Origin of the sequence: Sphingobacterium kyonggiense, from assembly GCF_039536825.1 — a bacterium.
Classification (GTDB): Bacteria; Bacteroidota; Bacteroidia; order Sphingobacteriales; family Sphingobacteriaceae; genus Sphingobacterium; species Sphingobacterium kyonggiense.
The window spans coordinates 32,425-47,936 of record NZ_BAAAZI010000001.1 but is presented as its reverse complement, the minus strand read 5'-3'; the positions used below and the strand labels follow the sequence as shown (position 1 = coordinate 47,936).

Below are 15,512 nucleotides of genomic sequence, written 5' to 3'. Positions count from 1 at the left end.
ATGTCGCACAAAGTAGTTTCTATTGTCCTGGGAGGCGGAAGAGGCACCCGATTGTACCCATTGACCGACCAACGATCAAAACCAGCGGTACCTATTGCAGGGAAGTACAGGTTAGTAGATATTCCTATCTCTAACTGTTTGAACTCGGGATACAATAAGATCTTTGTATTGACCCAGTTCAATTCAGCATCCTTGAATAAACATATCAAGAACTCCTACAATTTCTCCATTTTTAGTAAAGGATTTGTAGATATCTTGGCTGCAGAGCAAACGAGTGAAGGTGATTCTTGGTTTGAAGGTACTGCAGATGCGGTTAGAAGAACCCAAAAGAATCTAGTGAATGTGGATTACGATTATGTGCTAATCCTTTCTGGTGATCAATTGTATCAAATGGATTATTCGGCCATGGTTGATTTCCATGTGAAGAATGGTGGGGAAATTACGATTGCAACCATTCCTGTAACTAAAAAAGAAGCAACAGGCTTCGGAATTCTTAAATCCAATGAGGAAAATGAAGTCGTATCCTTTATTGAAAAGCCTGGTAAAGATATCTTGTCTGAATGGACTTCAGAAGTTCCTGAGGAATTAGATAAACAAGGTAGAAATTATCTAGCATCTATGGGAATCTATGTTTTTTCAAAAAATGTGATCCGTAGATTGCTTGAGGAAAATAAGGGAATGGACTTTGGTAAAGAGATTATTCCAGATGCGATTGGTGAATCCAAAGTATTGAGCTATCAATTTGATGGTTATTGGACCGATATCGGTACAATTGCTTCTTTCTTTGAAGCTAATATCGGTTTAACGGAGGACATACCTTCCTTTAATTTATTTGGAGAAACGGTCTACACGAGAGCTCGCATGCTGCCTCCATCTAAATTATCAGGAACTACATTAAATCATACTATTATTGCTGATGGATGTATCATTCTGGCTGAAAAGATACAACAATCGGTTATTGGTATTCGATCTAGAGTAGGTTCAGGTACCGTAATTAAGCTTACCTATATGATGGGTTCTGATTATTACGAAGACCTAAATGAAGTTGTCGAATTGGCAAGTAGTCAACAGCCACCGCCAATCGGAGTAGGAGAGCGCTGCTATATTGAAAATGCAATCTTAGATAAAAATTGCCGTATTGGTAATGATGTACGAATTAAAGGTGGAAGACATCTTCCAGATGGCGAGTTTGATGAATATACTATCCGAGATGGAATAGTAGTCGTTAAGAAAAATGCCGTTATTCAACATGGAAGAACGATAGGATTTTAAATTTTCCTTGTTATAAAACTCAATAAATCCGGAGGTCAAAATAAAACCTTCGGATTTTTTTTGCGCAATGGTTTTAGCATGCGCAAAAACTAAATATTTAACAAAAGTATTTGATTGTTTAATTTTTTTGCGCTATCAGGTTAATAGTTTTCTTATTAGGATTAAATAGTTTTACTTTAAATTGACGTATCTATATAAACGCTTCTGTTTTCATTAAATTATGTAATGAAATATTAAAATTTTGTTAAAATTGCGCAAACGATTGCAGTTTTTTATTAAATATTTCATGCTTATACTTACCAAAATAATCAAAGAATAACCACTAATTATCAGCATGAAAAAAAGACAGCCAATTAGAAACACTTGGGAATTTCTTTCAAAAAATTCACCAAGGTTGGGGAAAACCTCCATCGTTGCTTTATTGCTATGTCAGATGTTTCCGAATGGAAACACAGGCATTTTGAATGCCGCCACTTTTTCACCAAAAGCTGCAAATTATGCTTATTTCCAACAGAACTCCATTATTACTGGGGTTGTAAAGGATGAAGCAGGAAATGTTTTGCAAGGTGTAACAGTTGCGGTTAAAAATCAGTCGAAGATTGCAACGACGACAGATGCTAATGGTAGGTTTGTTTTGGAAGTACCTTCCAATGCGACCTTAAAAATTAGCTTAATGGGTTTTCAAACGGTAGAATTACCAGTTGAAGCAAATCAAAAGGACATTTCAATTACTTTAAAAGAGGACCTTGAAGGTATCGATGAGGTAGTTGTTGTTGGTTTTGGTACCCAAAAGAAAGAAAGTAACGTAGGTTCTCAAGCCACGATCAAACGTGAAGAGTTGAAAGTTCCTGTTGCCAATCTTTCTACTGCCATTGCAGGTCGTTTAGCTGGGGTTGTAGCAACACAACGTTCCGGCGGTCCTGGCTCAGATGGTGCCAATTTATTTGTTCGTGGGGTTGCCACCTTTGCAAGCTCACCACAATCGCCATTATTAATTGTGGATGGTGTGCCAGATCGTGATATTAATAATATCGATCCGGAAGATGTAGAAAGCTTTACCATCCTTAAAGATGCTACTGCTACTGCCGTTTATGGTACCCGTGGTGCAAATGGTGTAATTATCATCAATACCCGTAAAGGTAAAGCTGGTAAACCTACCATTTCTGCAGAATTGCAAAATGGTTTTACAGGTTTTACTTATTTACCAAAATTCATTGACGGGCCTACTTTCATGGAGTTATTTAATGAAGGTTTAACCATGCGTGGTAAGCAAGCATTTTACACGCCAGAACGTATTGAGAAACATCGTACAGGAGAAGATCCAGATCTTTATCCAAACGTAAACTGGTATGATGCCTTATTTAAGGATTATGCTAACTCTAACCGTGCGAACCTAAACATTACTGGTGGTGCGGATATTGCCCAATACTACCTTTCATTAGGATATTATCGTGAAACTGGTCAATTTAAAACAGATGAATTCAATCTTATAATTCAGAACTGAAAGAAGATCGTTTCAATTTCACCAGTAATTTGACAATTAATATATCACCTAAGACGAAAATCGACTTTGGTCTTAACGGTTACTTGAAGAACTATAATGAGCCTGCATTAGGAAAAAACATCATCTTCCAATTGGCTTCCCAAGCTTCACCACACGTTATTCCAGTTCAATACTCGAATGGTTTATGGCCTATGGTTAAGGGTACAACAGAAAACCCTTATAAGGCTATGACCCAAACAGGTACGAACAATACCTATAATAATGTCTTACGTTCAAACTTACGTTTGACTCAAGATTTAGGTCTTATTACGGAAGGGCTTAAATTATCTGGTTTATTTGCTTTTGATGCAACCATATATTCAGGTTTATATCGTGTAAGAACGCTTCCTTCTTATTTTGCTGAGGGTCGTGACGCACAAGGTGAATTAATCATGACTAATACCCAAACAGGATCACCAGACTTAGATTTTGCATTATCCCGCGGTACTTCAAGAAGGTTGTACTCAGAAGCTTCCTTAAATTACAACCGTGCTTTCGGCTTGCATGATGTTGGTGGTTTGATCTTGTTTAATCAATCTGATTATTCGGATGCAAATACCAATGTAGATTCTTATAAGAAAGCTATTCCATTCCGTCAAAGAAATGTAGTGGGTCGTGCAACTTATGCTTACGATCGTAAATATTTGTTCGAAACCAACTTCTCTTATTCTGGTTCTGATAACTTCACACCAGATAACCGTTATGGTTTATTCTCCTCTGTAGGTTTAGGATGGGTTGTTTCCAATGAGAAATTCTTTGAACCAGTAAAAGACGTGATGAATCACTTCAAATTACGTTATTCATACGGTTCATCGGGTAATGCAAGTGTATTAGATGGAAACAAACGTTTCATGTACCTTACACAGTTTGCTTCCGGTGGTGGTTCTTATTCTTTTGGATTACCTGGTTCGCAGAGAACTTATACAGGGTATCTGGAATCATTAATGCGAGGTAATGTTACTTGGGAAACTTCCTACCGTCATAACGTAGGTATTGAGATGAACTTCTTCAATAACGAATTACAATTTATTGCTGAATTGTTCAGTGAAAACCGCGAAGGTATCTTATTGCAAGGTTTAGATATTCCTTATGTATCTGGATTTAATTCATCCAACGTGCCTTTCAAAAATATGGGTGCTACCAAAAATAAAGGTATGGATTTAACCCTTGAATACAACAAGAATATGGAAAATGGATTTTTCATGGCTCGTGGAACCATGAACTACAACTCCAATAAAATTGTTGCTGATAACTTACCGCCTTGGGCTTACGAATATAGAAATTACGAAGGACAACGTATTTCTCAACGTATGGGTTATATCGCTACTGGATTATTTAAAACGGATGATGAAATTGCAAATGCAGCAACTCAAGTTGGTGATGTTCGTGTTGGTGATATTCGTTATAAAGATTTGAATGGTGATGGAGTAATCAACTCGAATGACCAAACAGCTATTGGCTATGGTGCTACACCTTTAATCACTTATGGTTTGACTTTGGGTGGTGGCTATAAAGGTTTTGATTTAAGTTTATTCTTCCAGGGTGCAGGACTTGTTGATTTAAATTATCAATCTGGTTTTGCTGTAACGCCTTTCTCACAAGGGGCGACTTATGGAAACATGTATACCAATGTTTTAGATCGTTGGGATCCTGAAAACCCTGATAAAGAAACCTTATATCCTCGTTTATCAACTAACGAAACTGTTACTACGAACTACTACACCAGTTCTTGGTGGGTTAAACGCTCTGACTACATCCGTTTGAAACAAGCTGAATTGGGATATAATTTCACCGATAAACCTTGGTTGGACCGTGTGGGAATGAGCAAATTGAGATTATACGTGAATGGTACTAACTTATTCACTGTATCGAAATGGGATTTCTGGGATCCAGAAATTGGTGATGGTCGTGGTATAGTATATCCTAACCTTCGCGTTTACAACGTGGGTTTAAGGTTGAACTTTAAATAAGAATAACAATGAAATTTAAATATAGAAAAATCAAGGTTGCTTTAATAGTTGCAATGGCAGCGGTGACCTTAAATAGCTGTAACGATTCGTTCTTTGATGCTCAACCAGATAACTTGTTGAATATCGAAACTATCTTCTCCAATCGTGCACAAACAGAAAACTACTGGGGAGGTTTATATGCACAGATTCCTGATATTTGGGATCAACCATACAACTATACATTCTCTGCTACTACTGATGAGGTGGATATTTCCAATTGGCAAGAATTCCCTTTAAATAGTGGGGCAGTTACTGCGGACAATGTTTCAACGCCGTATGTGAATATGTACAATAAAATCAGACAGTGTGGTATTTTCATAAACAATGTTGATAAATGTCAGGAGCTTTTAGAGGCGGAAAATGGTCCAACTTTAATCAAGCAGTATAAAGCGGAAGCTAAATTTTTGAGAGCTTTTTATTATTGGCATTTAATGAAATTACATGGTCCAGTTGTGATCATGCCGCTTGATTCTGATGAGGCAGCTGGTAACAATTATCAGATTCCTAGAAGTTCTTGGGACGAGAGTGTGAAGTTTGTCATTGACCAAATGAACGAAGCTGCAGCAGATATGCCAGATGAATTTTATCAGGAAGGAACAACTACGATTAACGGTACACAAATCGGTCGTATCAATAAAATGATCGTAGAAGCTGTTAAATCTGAAATCACTTTGTTCTCTGCTAGTCCTTTATACAATGGAAATACTGATTTGGCCAATTGGAAGAACCTTGATGGTAAACAATTAATTTCCCAATCTAAGGATAACAACAAATGGGCGACTGCTGCCTCTCAGGCTAAAACAGCAATTGATCTTGCAGAAGCGAATGGCAAGAAACTTTATGTGAAAAAAGGAGCTAATGATTTCGAAACAGCCTTCCTTTCTACACGTGATGTGTTCTGGGATCAAGCAGGTTATACGACTGAAGGTGTTTGGATTCGCCCTTATACCAACCGTACCCAATGGGAAAGTCACTCTGCGCCACGTGCTGTAACGGGTACTCCTTACAACGGTATGGGTGTTATTCAAGAATTAGTGGATGATTTCCGTATGCAGGATGGACTTGATCCAAATCAATTCCCAGGTTATAGTGAAACAACATATGCAGCTGCTGGAAACGATTATTATGTGGCTGGAACCAATAATATGTATACCAAAAGAGAGCCAAGATTTTATTCTTATATCACATTCAATGGTTCTAAAATAATTGGAGCTCCTAAATCAGGTATGACTCGTGTTGAATTCTATCCTACTGGTAACTCTGGTAAAAACGGTTCACCTCGTGACTGGCCTAAAACAGGATATACAGCTAGAAAGAATATCAATCCGACTTATAGTATGAGCCCTTCAGTGGTAGTCAACAGGTCTGCGATGTTAATTCGTCTTTCTGAGCTTTACTTAAATTACGCTGAAGCATTAAATGAATCACAACCTAACAATCCGGATGTCTTGAAATACTTAAATGCTGTTCGTACGCGTGGTGGTATTCCGGCATTAACAACAGGATTATCTCAAGATCAGGTTCGTGAGGCTATCCGTAGAGAAAGACGTATAGAATTAGTATTTGAAGGTAAGCGTTTCTTCGACGTAAGAAGATGGAAAGTTGCAGATAAACCAGGATATGTTCAAGGTGGTGTATATTATGGTATGGATATGAATAGGGGAACCTCACTAAGCGATCCAGCTTTCCACAAACGTACGCCAGTTCTTAACCGTGCAAGATGGAATAATAAGTACTATTTCATGCCTTGGTCTCAAGCAGAAATTGATCGTAATAAACAATTAGTTCAGGCTCCAGGTTTTTAATCATTGAATAAGTTATGAATAAATTAAATAAAACTTTAATCGCAATAGCTGTAGGTTTGGTGACTTTTACCTCGTGTAAAAAAGATATCCCAACCTATGAGCAAACTTCCGATACGCGTGAAGGAGCTTGGTTAAGTGTGCAAAAGGCCGTAAATGGAATGCAGAGCTTAACAATCTTCCCTCAGGTGGAGGAACGTAAGGACATTTTCACTGTAAATTATGGTGGATTAGGTCTTCCAGCAAGTAATATTAGTGTAGATTTTACAGTAGATCAAGCTGCTTTTGATAGTGTGAACCGTGTTCGCGAAACTTTAGGACAGCCTGCTTTGAAACCTTTCCCTGCAGGTAGTTATACGCTTGATAAAACTACTGGTACTATACAAGCTGGAAATATTAGTTCAGAAAATATCTCCCTTACGTATAATCCTACAAAATTTGACCTTGATGAGCAATATCTATTAGCTATTAAAGCTACCAACGGTCAAGGATATAATTTCCGTCCAGGGGCATCAACTCTTCTTTATTATGCAGCCGTAATTGAAAAAGCTCATAATAAAACTGGATGGTCAGCGACTGTATCTTCAGACCAGGCGTCTGAAGGTAATGGTAATGGCGTAGCAACTGCTTTAATTGACAACAATGTGAATTCCTTCTGGTCATCTACATGGAGTCCGGCAAATTTACCTTTCCCACATTGGGCTGAAGTGAATTTCGGTAAAGAGCTTTATGTTACCCAAATTGGCTTGACTCGTCGTCAAAACAATGCGAATGGCTTCAAAACCTTTGATGTTCTTGGTTCTAAAGATGGAACAACATGGATAACCTTGTTACAAGATCAAACAATGGTACAAACAGAGCTTGATATGCAAAAATTCCCTATTCAACCTCAATACTTAAGCAAAATTAAGATTGTAATGAAGGATAACTTTAATAAACAAATGTCAACCCACTTAGCTGAGATTGATGCAATTGGTTACTAAGGATAAAATTTAGATGTAAAGGAAAAGGGTTGGAGCACATGCTTCAACCCTTTGTTCTTTTATTCTGGTATCTGAAAGGATAATTCTTCCTTAAGATTCTATTTACTTAATCTTTAATCCCAATTATTATTCCTCTTCATCATTCATTTCACCGGGCGTCTCTTCGTTGTTATCACCTTTTAGCTTCTTTTTATTTGGGGTTTTCTGAATGTACTCAGCTACTTCAATAATACGTGGGATACTACTCTTAGGTGCCATGTGGCGCATTTTACGAATCTTTCTGCGACGTTTAAACTTGCGCACAAGATCACTTTCTACATAAAGGTTCCAGTTCATTAGGAGCACACTGAAAAGCACGACTGCTAAACCTATAATCTGCATTTTGGTCACTTCGTTCTCCGTAAAGAAATGTACGAGAATTAAAGCAACAATTGGATTTACGTAAGCATAGGTACTAACCTCAGTCGCGGGGCGAACCTGTAGTAAGTAGATATAACAACTAAAGGCAAGAATCGACCCCATTAAGGCCAGATAAATCATAGCTCCCCAATATTCTGGCGTAACAGAAGCAATATCAAATCGAGCATATTCCCCATTTATTAAAGCAACTGTTGTAAAAGTGACCCCTGCTACAACCATTTGCCAGGCCGTTTTTACCATCACATTGAGATCCTCAGGTTGTTCCTTTGGATTTATAGCCAATTGTTTTGCCTTGGTTTTTTCCTTACTATATTTTGAGAAAAGCGAACCTATTGTCCAACCAATGGTACCGATCGTTAAAACAATCATGGCCAATAACCTGTTCTCTCCAGCATCTGAATTTGCAGTAGGTGAAAAAATCTGCTCGGCAAATAACATGAAAACCCCAATGAAGCCTAAGATTAAGCCTAAAAGGGTAGGGATGGAGGAAAAGTTTTCTTTCCATTTCGGTTTATCTAAAATAATAAACCAAATTGCTGTGGCTGCCGATAAAATGGAAACAATACCACTAGAAATGTATTGCTCTGACCAGATTATCGCTGCCATATCCACAAATAGCAGTAAGAAACCGACCATCGCCGCATCCTTCACAGCTGGTTTATAATAGATCCTATAGCCCTTTATCCAACAGTACAACATCAATAAAGATCCCGCTATGATAAAGCGAATAGAGCCCAGTACAAAAGGAGAGAAGGCATGCAATGACTTCTCAATAAAGAAAAAGGTAGAACCCCAAACGATATAAACAACCAGATAGGCGAAAATAATCGTACTGTTTGACGCTTTTTTGTTGTTAACCATATAACCTAATCCTTAAAAGGAATTACCAATTTATTGTCTTCTTTTACTGTTTCTAATACGATCGTTGTTCTGGTAGAGATAATGCCATCGATTTTACTTAAGGTATTACGCATTAAGTCCACTAGACCAGCAGAGTCGTTTGTTCTTACTTTGATTAAGTAGCCATCTTCACCAGCAATATCATGTACCTCCAATACTTCAGGTATTTCTGCCAGCAATAAGCCAACTTTCTGTACCCCAATAATATCTTGTGTTTTGATGAAAATAAAGGATAACATTTTTTGGTCTATCGCAGCAGGGTTGATTCGCGCATTATACTGCAAGATCACTTCTTTCTGCTCTAATTTTTTAACACGCTCTAAAATTGCGGAAGGAGCCATACCCAATTCGCGTGCGATATCCGCATTGTTGGTGCGGGCATTATCCTGCATAATGCGAAGTATCTGTAGATCAATCTGATCAAGGGAAATTTCTAGTTTTGCCATATCGTGGCAAATATCGGTAATACAGAATGAAATTCAAAATTTTTATACTAAAAAAGAATTTTATTCAGAATAATAAGGTCTATTTTGTAGAAACATAAGTTCGTGTAGGGCTTACACTATCTATATTTAACTACTAATATAAGCAATTTCTCTTACTTATTAAAAATCTATAGAAAGTGGGTTTATTTGTGTAACAATGCTTAGTTTTGCTATTCAATCTATACTAGTCGTGTCAATACAGTCAAATTTAGCAGCTTTAGCAACATCTCTTCAGGGGGATTTATTTTATGATGCAGCACAAGTATCGCATCAAACTATGCGTTTAGCTTATTCTACAGATGCTTCTGTTTACCAAGAATTACCTCTAGCGGTTTGTATTCCTCAAGATATTGCAGACCTCAAGAAGTTAATTGTCTTTGCTCGCGAGAATCAAGTTAGCTTGATTCCTCGTACCGCAGGAACTTCACTAGCTGGTCAAGTCGTGGGTGATGGAATCGTATTGGATGTTTCTAGATTCTTTAATAAGATTTTAGAGGTAAATGTAGAGGAAAGATGGGCAAGAGTACAACCTGGTGTCATTCGAGACGATTTAAATGCCTATTTAAAACCAATGGGATTGATGTTTGGTCCCGAAACATCTACAGCTAGTCGTGCTATGATTGGAGGTATGATTGGAAACAATTCCTCTGGACTGCACTCCATTGTTTGGGGAGACACTAGACAAAACCTATTGTCTGCTGAGGTCTTATTGGATGATGCTTCTTCTGTACGTTTTGCGGCTTTAAACGAACAAGAATACTTTCAAAAGCTAAGTGCATCAAATCGCGAAGGCGAAATATATAGACAGATTAACGAACTGATTAGCAATAAAGAGAATTTGAATGCTATTCAATCCGGATATCCTAAGAAAGATATAACCCGCAGAAATACCGGCTATGCCTTAGATATGCTTACCGATACTACTGAGCCTTTTAACTTTTGTAAATTGTTGGCAGGTTCCGAAGGTACAATTGGTATTATTACGGAGGCTAAGATAAAACTTATGCCATTACCTCCTAAGGAGATAGGCTTGTTATGTGTACATTTTAATGATATGGTAGAATGTATGCGAGGGAATGTTGTTGCCTTGCGCAATAAGCCTGAAGCTTCTGAATTGGTGGACAAATATATTTTAGATTTTACGGTTGGTCATCCAACTTATCAATATAATCGCTTCTTCATTGAAGGCGATCCTCAAGCTTTATTGATCATCGAATTCCGAGGAGATACGGTAGAAGAAATACAAGCAAAAGCCGATAAATTAAAAACTGAGTTAATCCAAGAGGGATTGGGCTATGCCTATCCATTCATTTTGGGAACTGAACAAACGAATTTGGTATGGGATGTTCGTAAGGCGGGCTTAGGGTTGATTCGTAACCTTCCAGGTGATTCCCAACCCGTGAATCTAATCGAAGACTGTGCGGTTTCTCCAGAAGACCTACCTGATTATGTCCGTGATGTGCAACAATTGCTAGCCGAGGAACAAGTGCATGCATCCTATTATGCGCATGCTGGTGCAGGTGAATTACATATCGAACCATTTATCAATCTTAAAACTGGTCACGGTAAAAAACAGTTTCGTAGGATATTAGAGAAAACTACTGATCTCGTACTGAAATATAATGGGTCATTAAGTGGTGAACATGGTGATGGTCGACTAAGAGGGGAGTTCATACCTAAAGTATTGGGTGAACAAGTGTATCAATTGCTATTGGAGGTTAAGCATATATTTGATCCAAAGGCTGTATTCAATGCTAAGAAGATTGTTGATACGCCTGCAATGGATACCCATTTACGCTACGATAAAGTCACGGATGCGAAACAAATAAAAACCTATTTTGACTTCACAAAAAGTGAAAGCATCTTGCGCTTGGCAGAGAAATGTTCCGGCTCTGGAGACTGTAGAAAAACAGAAATTACCGGTGGTACCATGTGTCCATCGTTTATGGCTACCCGCGATGAAAAGGACACTACTCGTGCAAGAGCCAACATGCTCAGACAGTTTTTGACCAATTCAAATCAGGAAAACCGATTCGATCATGAGGAATTAAAAGAAGTGATGGATCTATGTCTAAGTTGTAAAGGATGTAAAACCGAATGTCCTTCCAGTGTAGACATAGCGAAAATGAAAGCCGAATTCCTTCAGCATTATTACGATGCGAATGGAAGTAGCTTCCGTTCCAAGCTGATAGCCAACTTTACCCAATCTCAAAAGTTGGGTTCTTTAGTAGCTCCGCTCTATAATTTCTTTGCTACAAATGGATTGACATCCTCTTTAATTAAGCAAGTTGCTGGATTTGCTCCTAAGCGTTCTTTGCCTAAGGTTTATGGAACTACATTGAGTAAGTGGGCCAATAAGCAAACTCCACAACCTGAGAAGCCAAAAGTTTACTTGTACAGCGATGAATTTACCAATTACAACGACACAGAGATAGGTATTACTGCTTTTAAGCTTTTAACGGCTCTAGGATACGATGTGCTGGTTCCAAACTTAAAAGAGAGTGGCAGGACCTTTCTTTCAAAAGGGTTCGTTAAAAAGGCTAAAACCATTGCTAATGCGAATGTCGATCTAGGCGCCGCTATTATATCGGCCGAAACCCCACTTTTAGGTGTTGAGCCATCAGCGATCATCACTTTCCGGGATGAATATGTTGATCTCGTAGATTCTTCAAAACGCGAAAAGGCTGTTGAGTTAGCGAAACATGCTTTAATGATTGATGAATTCTTAGTTCGAGAAATTGCTGCTGGTAAAATTCATCCAGAACAATTTACTGCACAACCTCAAAAAATTAAGCTACACGGTCACTGTTACCAAAAGGCATTCAAATTAGTGGATTACACTAAGCAGGTGCTTTCTTTCCCTCAAAATTATGAAGTAGAAGTTATTCCTTCAGGATGTTGTGGAATGGCAGGATCATTTGGATATGAAAAAGAACACTATGAAGTGTCCCAAAAAGTAGCAGAATTGGTGTTGTTTCCTGCTTTGCGAAAAACTGGTGATGAGTATGTGGTTGCGGCTGCAGGGACATCCTGTAGACACCAAATAAAGGATGGATTAGCACGAAAATCCTATCATCCCGTTGAAATTCTTTATGACGCTTTGATTAAAAAATAAGAACATTTATTTCTTATGTTTGTTAATCCATAAATAAAAAAATTATGAAAAAACGTACGTACATCGGCTTAAGTTTTGCAACTTTAATAGCATTGGCATCCTGTAATAATGCATCTAAAACTGCAAATCAATCTTCAGATTCAACAGGTACATCAGTAAGTGCATTAAATCAATTGACCAGCAATAAAGACGCAGAGAAATTGCATTTATATTTTCATTTAGAAGAAAAGGGACAAACTGATTCTTCTGTAGTTTATCAGGCAAAGTCTTTGTACAACCAAGATACAGTAGGTTTTAATGTAGAGGTAGTTAAGGATATTGCACCAGGAGTTACAGCAACAGGTGGAGCAGATGAAAATGCCGGTTTCCGTGAAGGAGCGGTTAAAATTTCTTCGCTTGGACCTATTTCGGATAATTTCGTGAAAAGCTTAGGTGACTTGATGAAATTACCGACCGATGGCAAAATGAGTTCTTCAACACTATTACCACTTGTATTTTCATCAAACAAGGATAAGGTGGATTTATCTAAATCCGCAACCTATTCTTTCAAATATTTCTTTGAAAATGGAACTGGTACTCCTGCTGAACTATTTGGTGTTGTAGATACCTACAAAAAATCCTTCGAGTTAACAGAAAAAGACTCAACCTACAGAAAAGCAGTGATTGCCTCTTTTGAAGGTAAATAATTAAGGGGGAGACCGCTTCCCTGATAGATTTGAGATGTGAGACCGCTTCGCTGTTAGATATGAGATCGCTTCGCTGTTAGATAGGATTTGTGAAAAATAATGAGACATTTGTTTCAACGTTGTTTGTAGGGTCGATGCATGCATCGAGCGGCACTTTTAACCTAATTTCCACTTACAACTCAGAGCGGAGCGAAGAGTCTCATCTCACTCACCAAGGCATCGCCATCCTGAATCGAAGATGAAGGAACTCTAAACTATATAGAAAAGGCAACAGATTTTCAAATTCTATTGCCTTTTTTTATGGCGTATTTGAATTTGATTAATGGCTGTAACTGGCTGCGGACGAAGCATGCTACGACCCTACAGTAAAGGTTGTTTTTGATATTTTTTCCACGTTTCATGTAGGGTCTATGTATGCATAACCCGCCCTGTAAAGTTTCAATTTTCTACATTTTCCCATCTATTTCTGATGTTTTTTGTCTCCTATCTCACTTCTATTTCACAGGGGTTTTCTAGGGGTTTGATTCGATACTTCTTCGGATCTCCTTCGGAACTTGTTCGGATCTCGTTCGGATCTCGTTCGGTTAGAAGCGAACGAGATCCGAACGAGATCCATATTAGATCCAAGGAAATTCCCTTAGAGACTCGAAGCCATATGGAGGGAATATCCCTACTGAAACGTGTCATTATGCTTGCAATAAATGGTAATACTTCTATTCTTTCATTAAAAAGTATCTTTGCTTTGTATCCAACAATTACAAAATGAAGTGAGGGTTATGATACATGCTTGTTTTGATATTTTTTTAATACTAAAATTAATTCTTTTTCGTAATTTTCTCCCATCAAACCAATCACACATAACTTGAAATGAAATTTAAAATCGAAAAGAAAAAAATTCCTATTACAGGAAAGCATATATCGCTATTTATTGTTTTCTGTTTAGTCACAGGGATTTTCTTTGTTGGCGTGTCTGTTGCCAAAAATTATAAAAGACAGCATAAAAGAACAGAAACTTCCTTAGATCAGATTAAAAATGACCCGATTATGTATAATTATGTGGCAAAGGATCTAAAAGGTTTGAAGGATTTTTATTATTCCCAAAGTGAAAACGGCGCATCCTATGTGCAATATAAATTGAATGGTAAAAGAGTCATCTTAGTAAAGTTACCTTTTGAAGTGGATAGCTTGAGTTTGCAGAAAGGTAATCTGCCCGAGGTTGAAACTGGCTTTACTCGACTGAGTTTTGAAAACAATATGGTAGTCAAATATTTTTACCCTACGATAAACTCAAAAATTAACAGAAAACAGAATTTGGTATTAGAAACGGATAGTTCAATGATATTATCAGATAACTTAAAGGATTTCCACTACAATTCTAATTTAATCTTTAAAATCAAAGACGAAAATTTGTTTGTGGTTGAAAATAAGGATCTTCAAAAATTTAGTTTTCACACAGAAAACATTTCTGGTACTTCCATCTGGGAGTTTAGAGCTGAGTAATATCTTTTTGCTTCATTTCCTGTCAATTTAGTTCATCTTAAGTCAATCTTTGATAATTGATTTAAGAGATTAGGTCGACGTGAATAGATTGTTTATTTTTAAGCCAAATTCTAATTATATCCTAATTCTGCTGGAAAAAGGAAGTCGTTAGAAAATGATTTTAAATAAATAATAATTTGGATAAGATGATCAAAAGTGCCTTACATATTTTAAGCTTTCTTTTATTTAGTTCAGTATTCATTGGACTAAATGCCCAAACGACAATCCCTACAAATCGTACTGCGAAAGGTAAACTGGTGGCACCCGAGCTCAATGAAATCTCTGGATTGATAGCTTCGGATTTAAATCCGGGATCTTTTTGGATGCACAATGACAGTGGCGATAAATCAAGATTGTTTTTAGTGGATTCCATTGGTCATCTTCAGCAGACCGTTAATCTGGAGGGGATAGTTGCCATTGATATGGAAGATATTGCTAAGGTGGAGCTGCAAGGTAAAACCTATATTGTATTAGCAGATATAGGCGACAATAGGGGCGTCAGATCTTCCATCAAATTATATAAGTTTGAAGAACAAAAATGGGATACCTCTTCAAAAAAACAGATTAAACTAGCTAAAGAAGATATAGAGGTAATTACCTTGAATTATGATGGTCCAGCTAGAGATGCCGAGGCCATTTTCATCGATCCTATTTCGAAAAACTTCTATCTGATTAGTAAGCGTGAATTTCAATCAGCTTTATATACAGCCAACATTTTTCATGGAGATAAACAGCATCAGTTAAAGAAATTGTTAAGC

10 protein-coding genes and 1 pseudogene are annotated in these 15,512 nt (G+C 37.5%); 9 read left to right on the top strand and 2 right to left on the bottom strand.

What is annotated here, in order from left to right; all coding sequences use genetic code 11:
- The 5 genes from ABD676_RS00210 (at position 1) to ABD676_RS00190 (ending at position 7,609) form a co-directional block, all read left to right on the top strand.
- Complete coding sequence (locus tag ABD676_RS00210) at positions 1-1,272, top strand: glucose-1-phosphate adenylyltransferase (RefSeq protein ID WP_344672667.1); 1,272 nt, start codon at positions 1-3, stop codon at positions 1,270-1,272.
- Between the two features lie 334 nt (positions 1,273-1,606).
- Positions 1,607-2,776 carry a SusC/RagA family TonB-linked outer membrane protein gene (locus ABD676_RS00205; RefSeq protein WP_344672666.1) on the top strand — a complete coding sequence of 390 codons (1,170 nt, stop codon included), beginning with the start codon at positions 1,607-1,609 and terminating at the stop codon, positions 2,774-2,776.
- Positions 2,752-4,785, top strand: coding sequence for a SusC/RagA family TonB-linked outer membrane protein (locus tag ABD676_RS00200; protein ID WP_344672785.1), 2,034 nt, complete (start codon positions 2,752-2,754; stop codon positions 4,783-4,785). The genes ABD676_RS00205 and ABD676_RS00200 overlap by 25 nt, the downstream gene beginning before the upstream one ends.
- Before the next feature lie 8 nt (positions 4,786-4,793).
- The gene (locus ABD676_RS00195; protein WP_344672665.1) at positions 4,794-6,629 is read left to right on the top strand and encodes a RagB/SusD family nutrient uptake outer membrane protein; all 1,836 of its coding nucleotides are present in this window, start codon (positions 4,794-4,796) and stop codon (positions 6,627-6,629) included.
- A gap of 14 nt (positions 6,630-6,643) precedes the next feature.
- On the top strand, positions 6,644-7,609 hold the full coding sequence (locus ABD676_RS00190; protein WP_344672664.1) for a discoidin domain-containing protein: 966 nt from the start codon (positions 6,644-6,646) through the stop codon (positions 7,607-7,609).
- Between the two features lie 126 nt (positions 7,610-7,735).
- Here ABD676_RS00190 and ABD676_RS00185 read toward each other — a convergent pair whose 3' ends face one another.
- Both ABD676_RS00185 and ABD676_RS00180 read right to left on the bottom strand, forming a co-directional pair.
- Entirely contained in the window at positions 7,736-8,890 is a 1,155-nt protein-coding gene (locus ABD676_RS00185; protein WP_344672663.1) for an EamA family transporter, read from the bottom strand.
- Positions 8,891-8,895: 5 nt separating this feature from the next.
- Positions 8,896-9,375, bottom strand: coding sequence for an Lrp/AsnC family transcriptional regulator (locus ABD676_RS00180; RefSeq protein WP_344672662.1), 480 nt, complete (start codon positions 9,373-9,375; stop codon positions 8,896-8,898).
- A 229-nt stretch (positions 9,376-9,604) separates the two neighbouring features.
- On the opposite strand from ABD676_RS00180, the gene ABD676_RS00175 reads away from it, so the two are divergent.
- From ABD676_RS00175 to ABD676_RS00160, 4 genes and pseudogenes are all read left to right on the top strand, one after another.
- The gene (locus ABD676_RS00175) at positions 9,605-12,529 is read left to right on the top strand and encodes an FAD-binding and (Fe-S)-binding domain-containing protein (RefSeq protein WP_344672661.1); all 2,925 of its coding nucleotides are present in this window, start codon (positions 9,605-9,607) and stop codon (positions 12,527-12,529) included.
- A gap of 44 nt (positions 12,530-12,573) precedes the next feature.
- Entirely contained in the window at positions 12,574-13,215 is a 642-nt protein-coding gene (locus tag ABD676_RS00170; protein WP_344672660.1) for a hypothetical protein, read from the top strand.
- Between the two features lie 867 nt (positions 13,216-14,082).
- A complete protein-coding gene (locus ABD676_RS00165) occupies positions 14,083-14,715 on the top strand; it encodes a hypothetical protein (protein ID WP_344672659.1) in 633 nt (210 codons plus the stop codon).
- A gap of 185 nt (positions 14,716-14,900) precedes the next feature.
- Positions 14,901-15,512 (top strand): annotated as a pseudogene (locus ABD676_RS00160) (hypothetical protein); the annotation flags it as partial.

What these genes read in the sequence shown, in the direction of transcription:
- ABD676_RS00210 (WP_344672667.1), top strand. Translation starts at nt 1, where the DNA reads ATGTCGCACAAAGTAGTTTCTATTGTCCTGGGAGGCGGAAGAGGCACC.
- ABD676_RS00205 (WP_344672666.1), top strand. Translation starts at nt 1,607, where the DNA reads ATGAAAAAAAGACAGCCAATTAGAAACACTTGGGAATTTCTTTCAAAA.
- ABD676_RS00195 (WP_344672665.1), top strand. Translation starts at nt 4,794, where the DNA reads ATGAAATTTAAATATAGAAAAATCAAGGTTGCTTTAATAGTTGCAATG.
- ABD676_RS00190 (WP_344672664.1), top strand. Translation starts at nt 6,644, where the DNA reads ATGAATAAATTAAATAAAACTTTAATCGCAATAGCTGTAGGTTTGGTG.
- ABD676_RS00185 (WP_344672663.1), bottom strand. Translation starts at nt 8,890, where the DNA reads ATGGTTAACAACAAAAAAGCGTCAAACAGTACGATTATTTTCGCCTAT.
- ABD676_RS00180 (WP_344672662.1), bottom strand. Translation starts at nt 9,375, where the DNA reads ATGGCAAAACTAGAAATTTCCCTTGATCAGATTGATCTACAGATACTT.
- ABD676_RS00170 (WP_344672660.1), top strand. Translation starts at nt 12,574, where the DNA reads ATGAAAAAACGTACGTACATCGGCTTAAGTTTTGCAACTTTAATAGCA.
- ABD676_RS00165 (WP_344672659.1), top strand. Translation starts at nt 14,083, where the DNA reads ATGAAATTTAAAATCGAAAAGAAAAAAATTCCTATTACAGGAAAGCAT.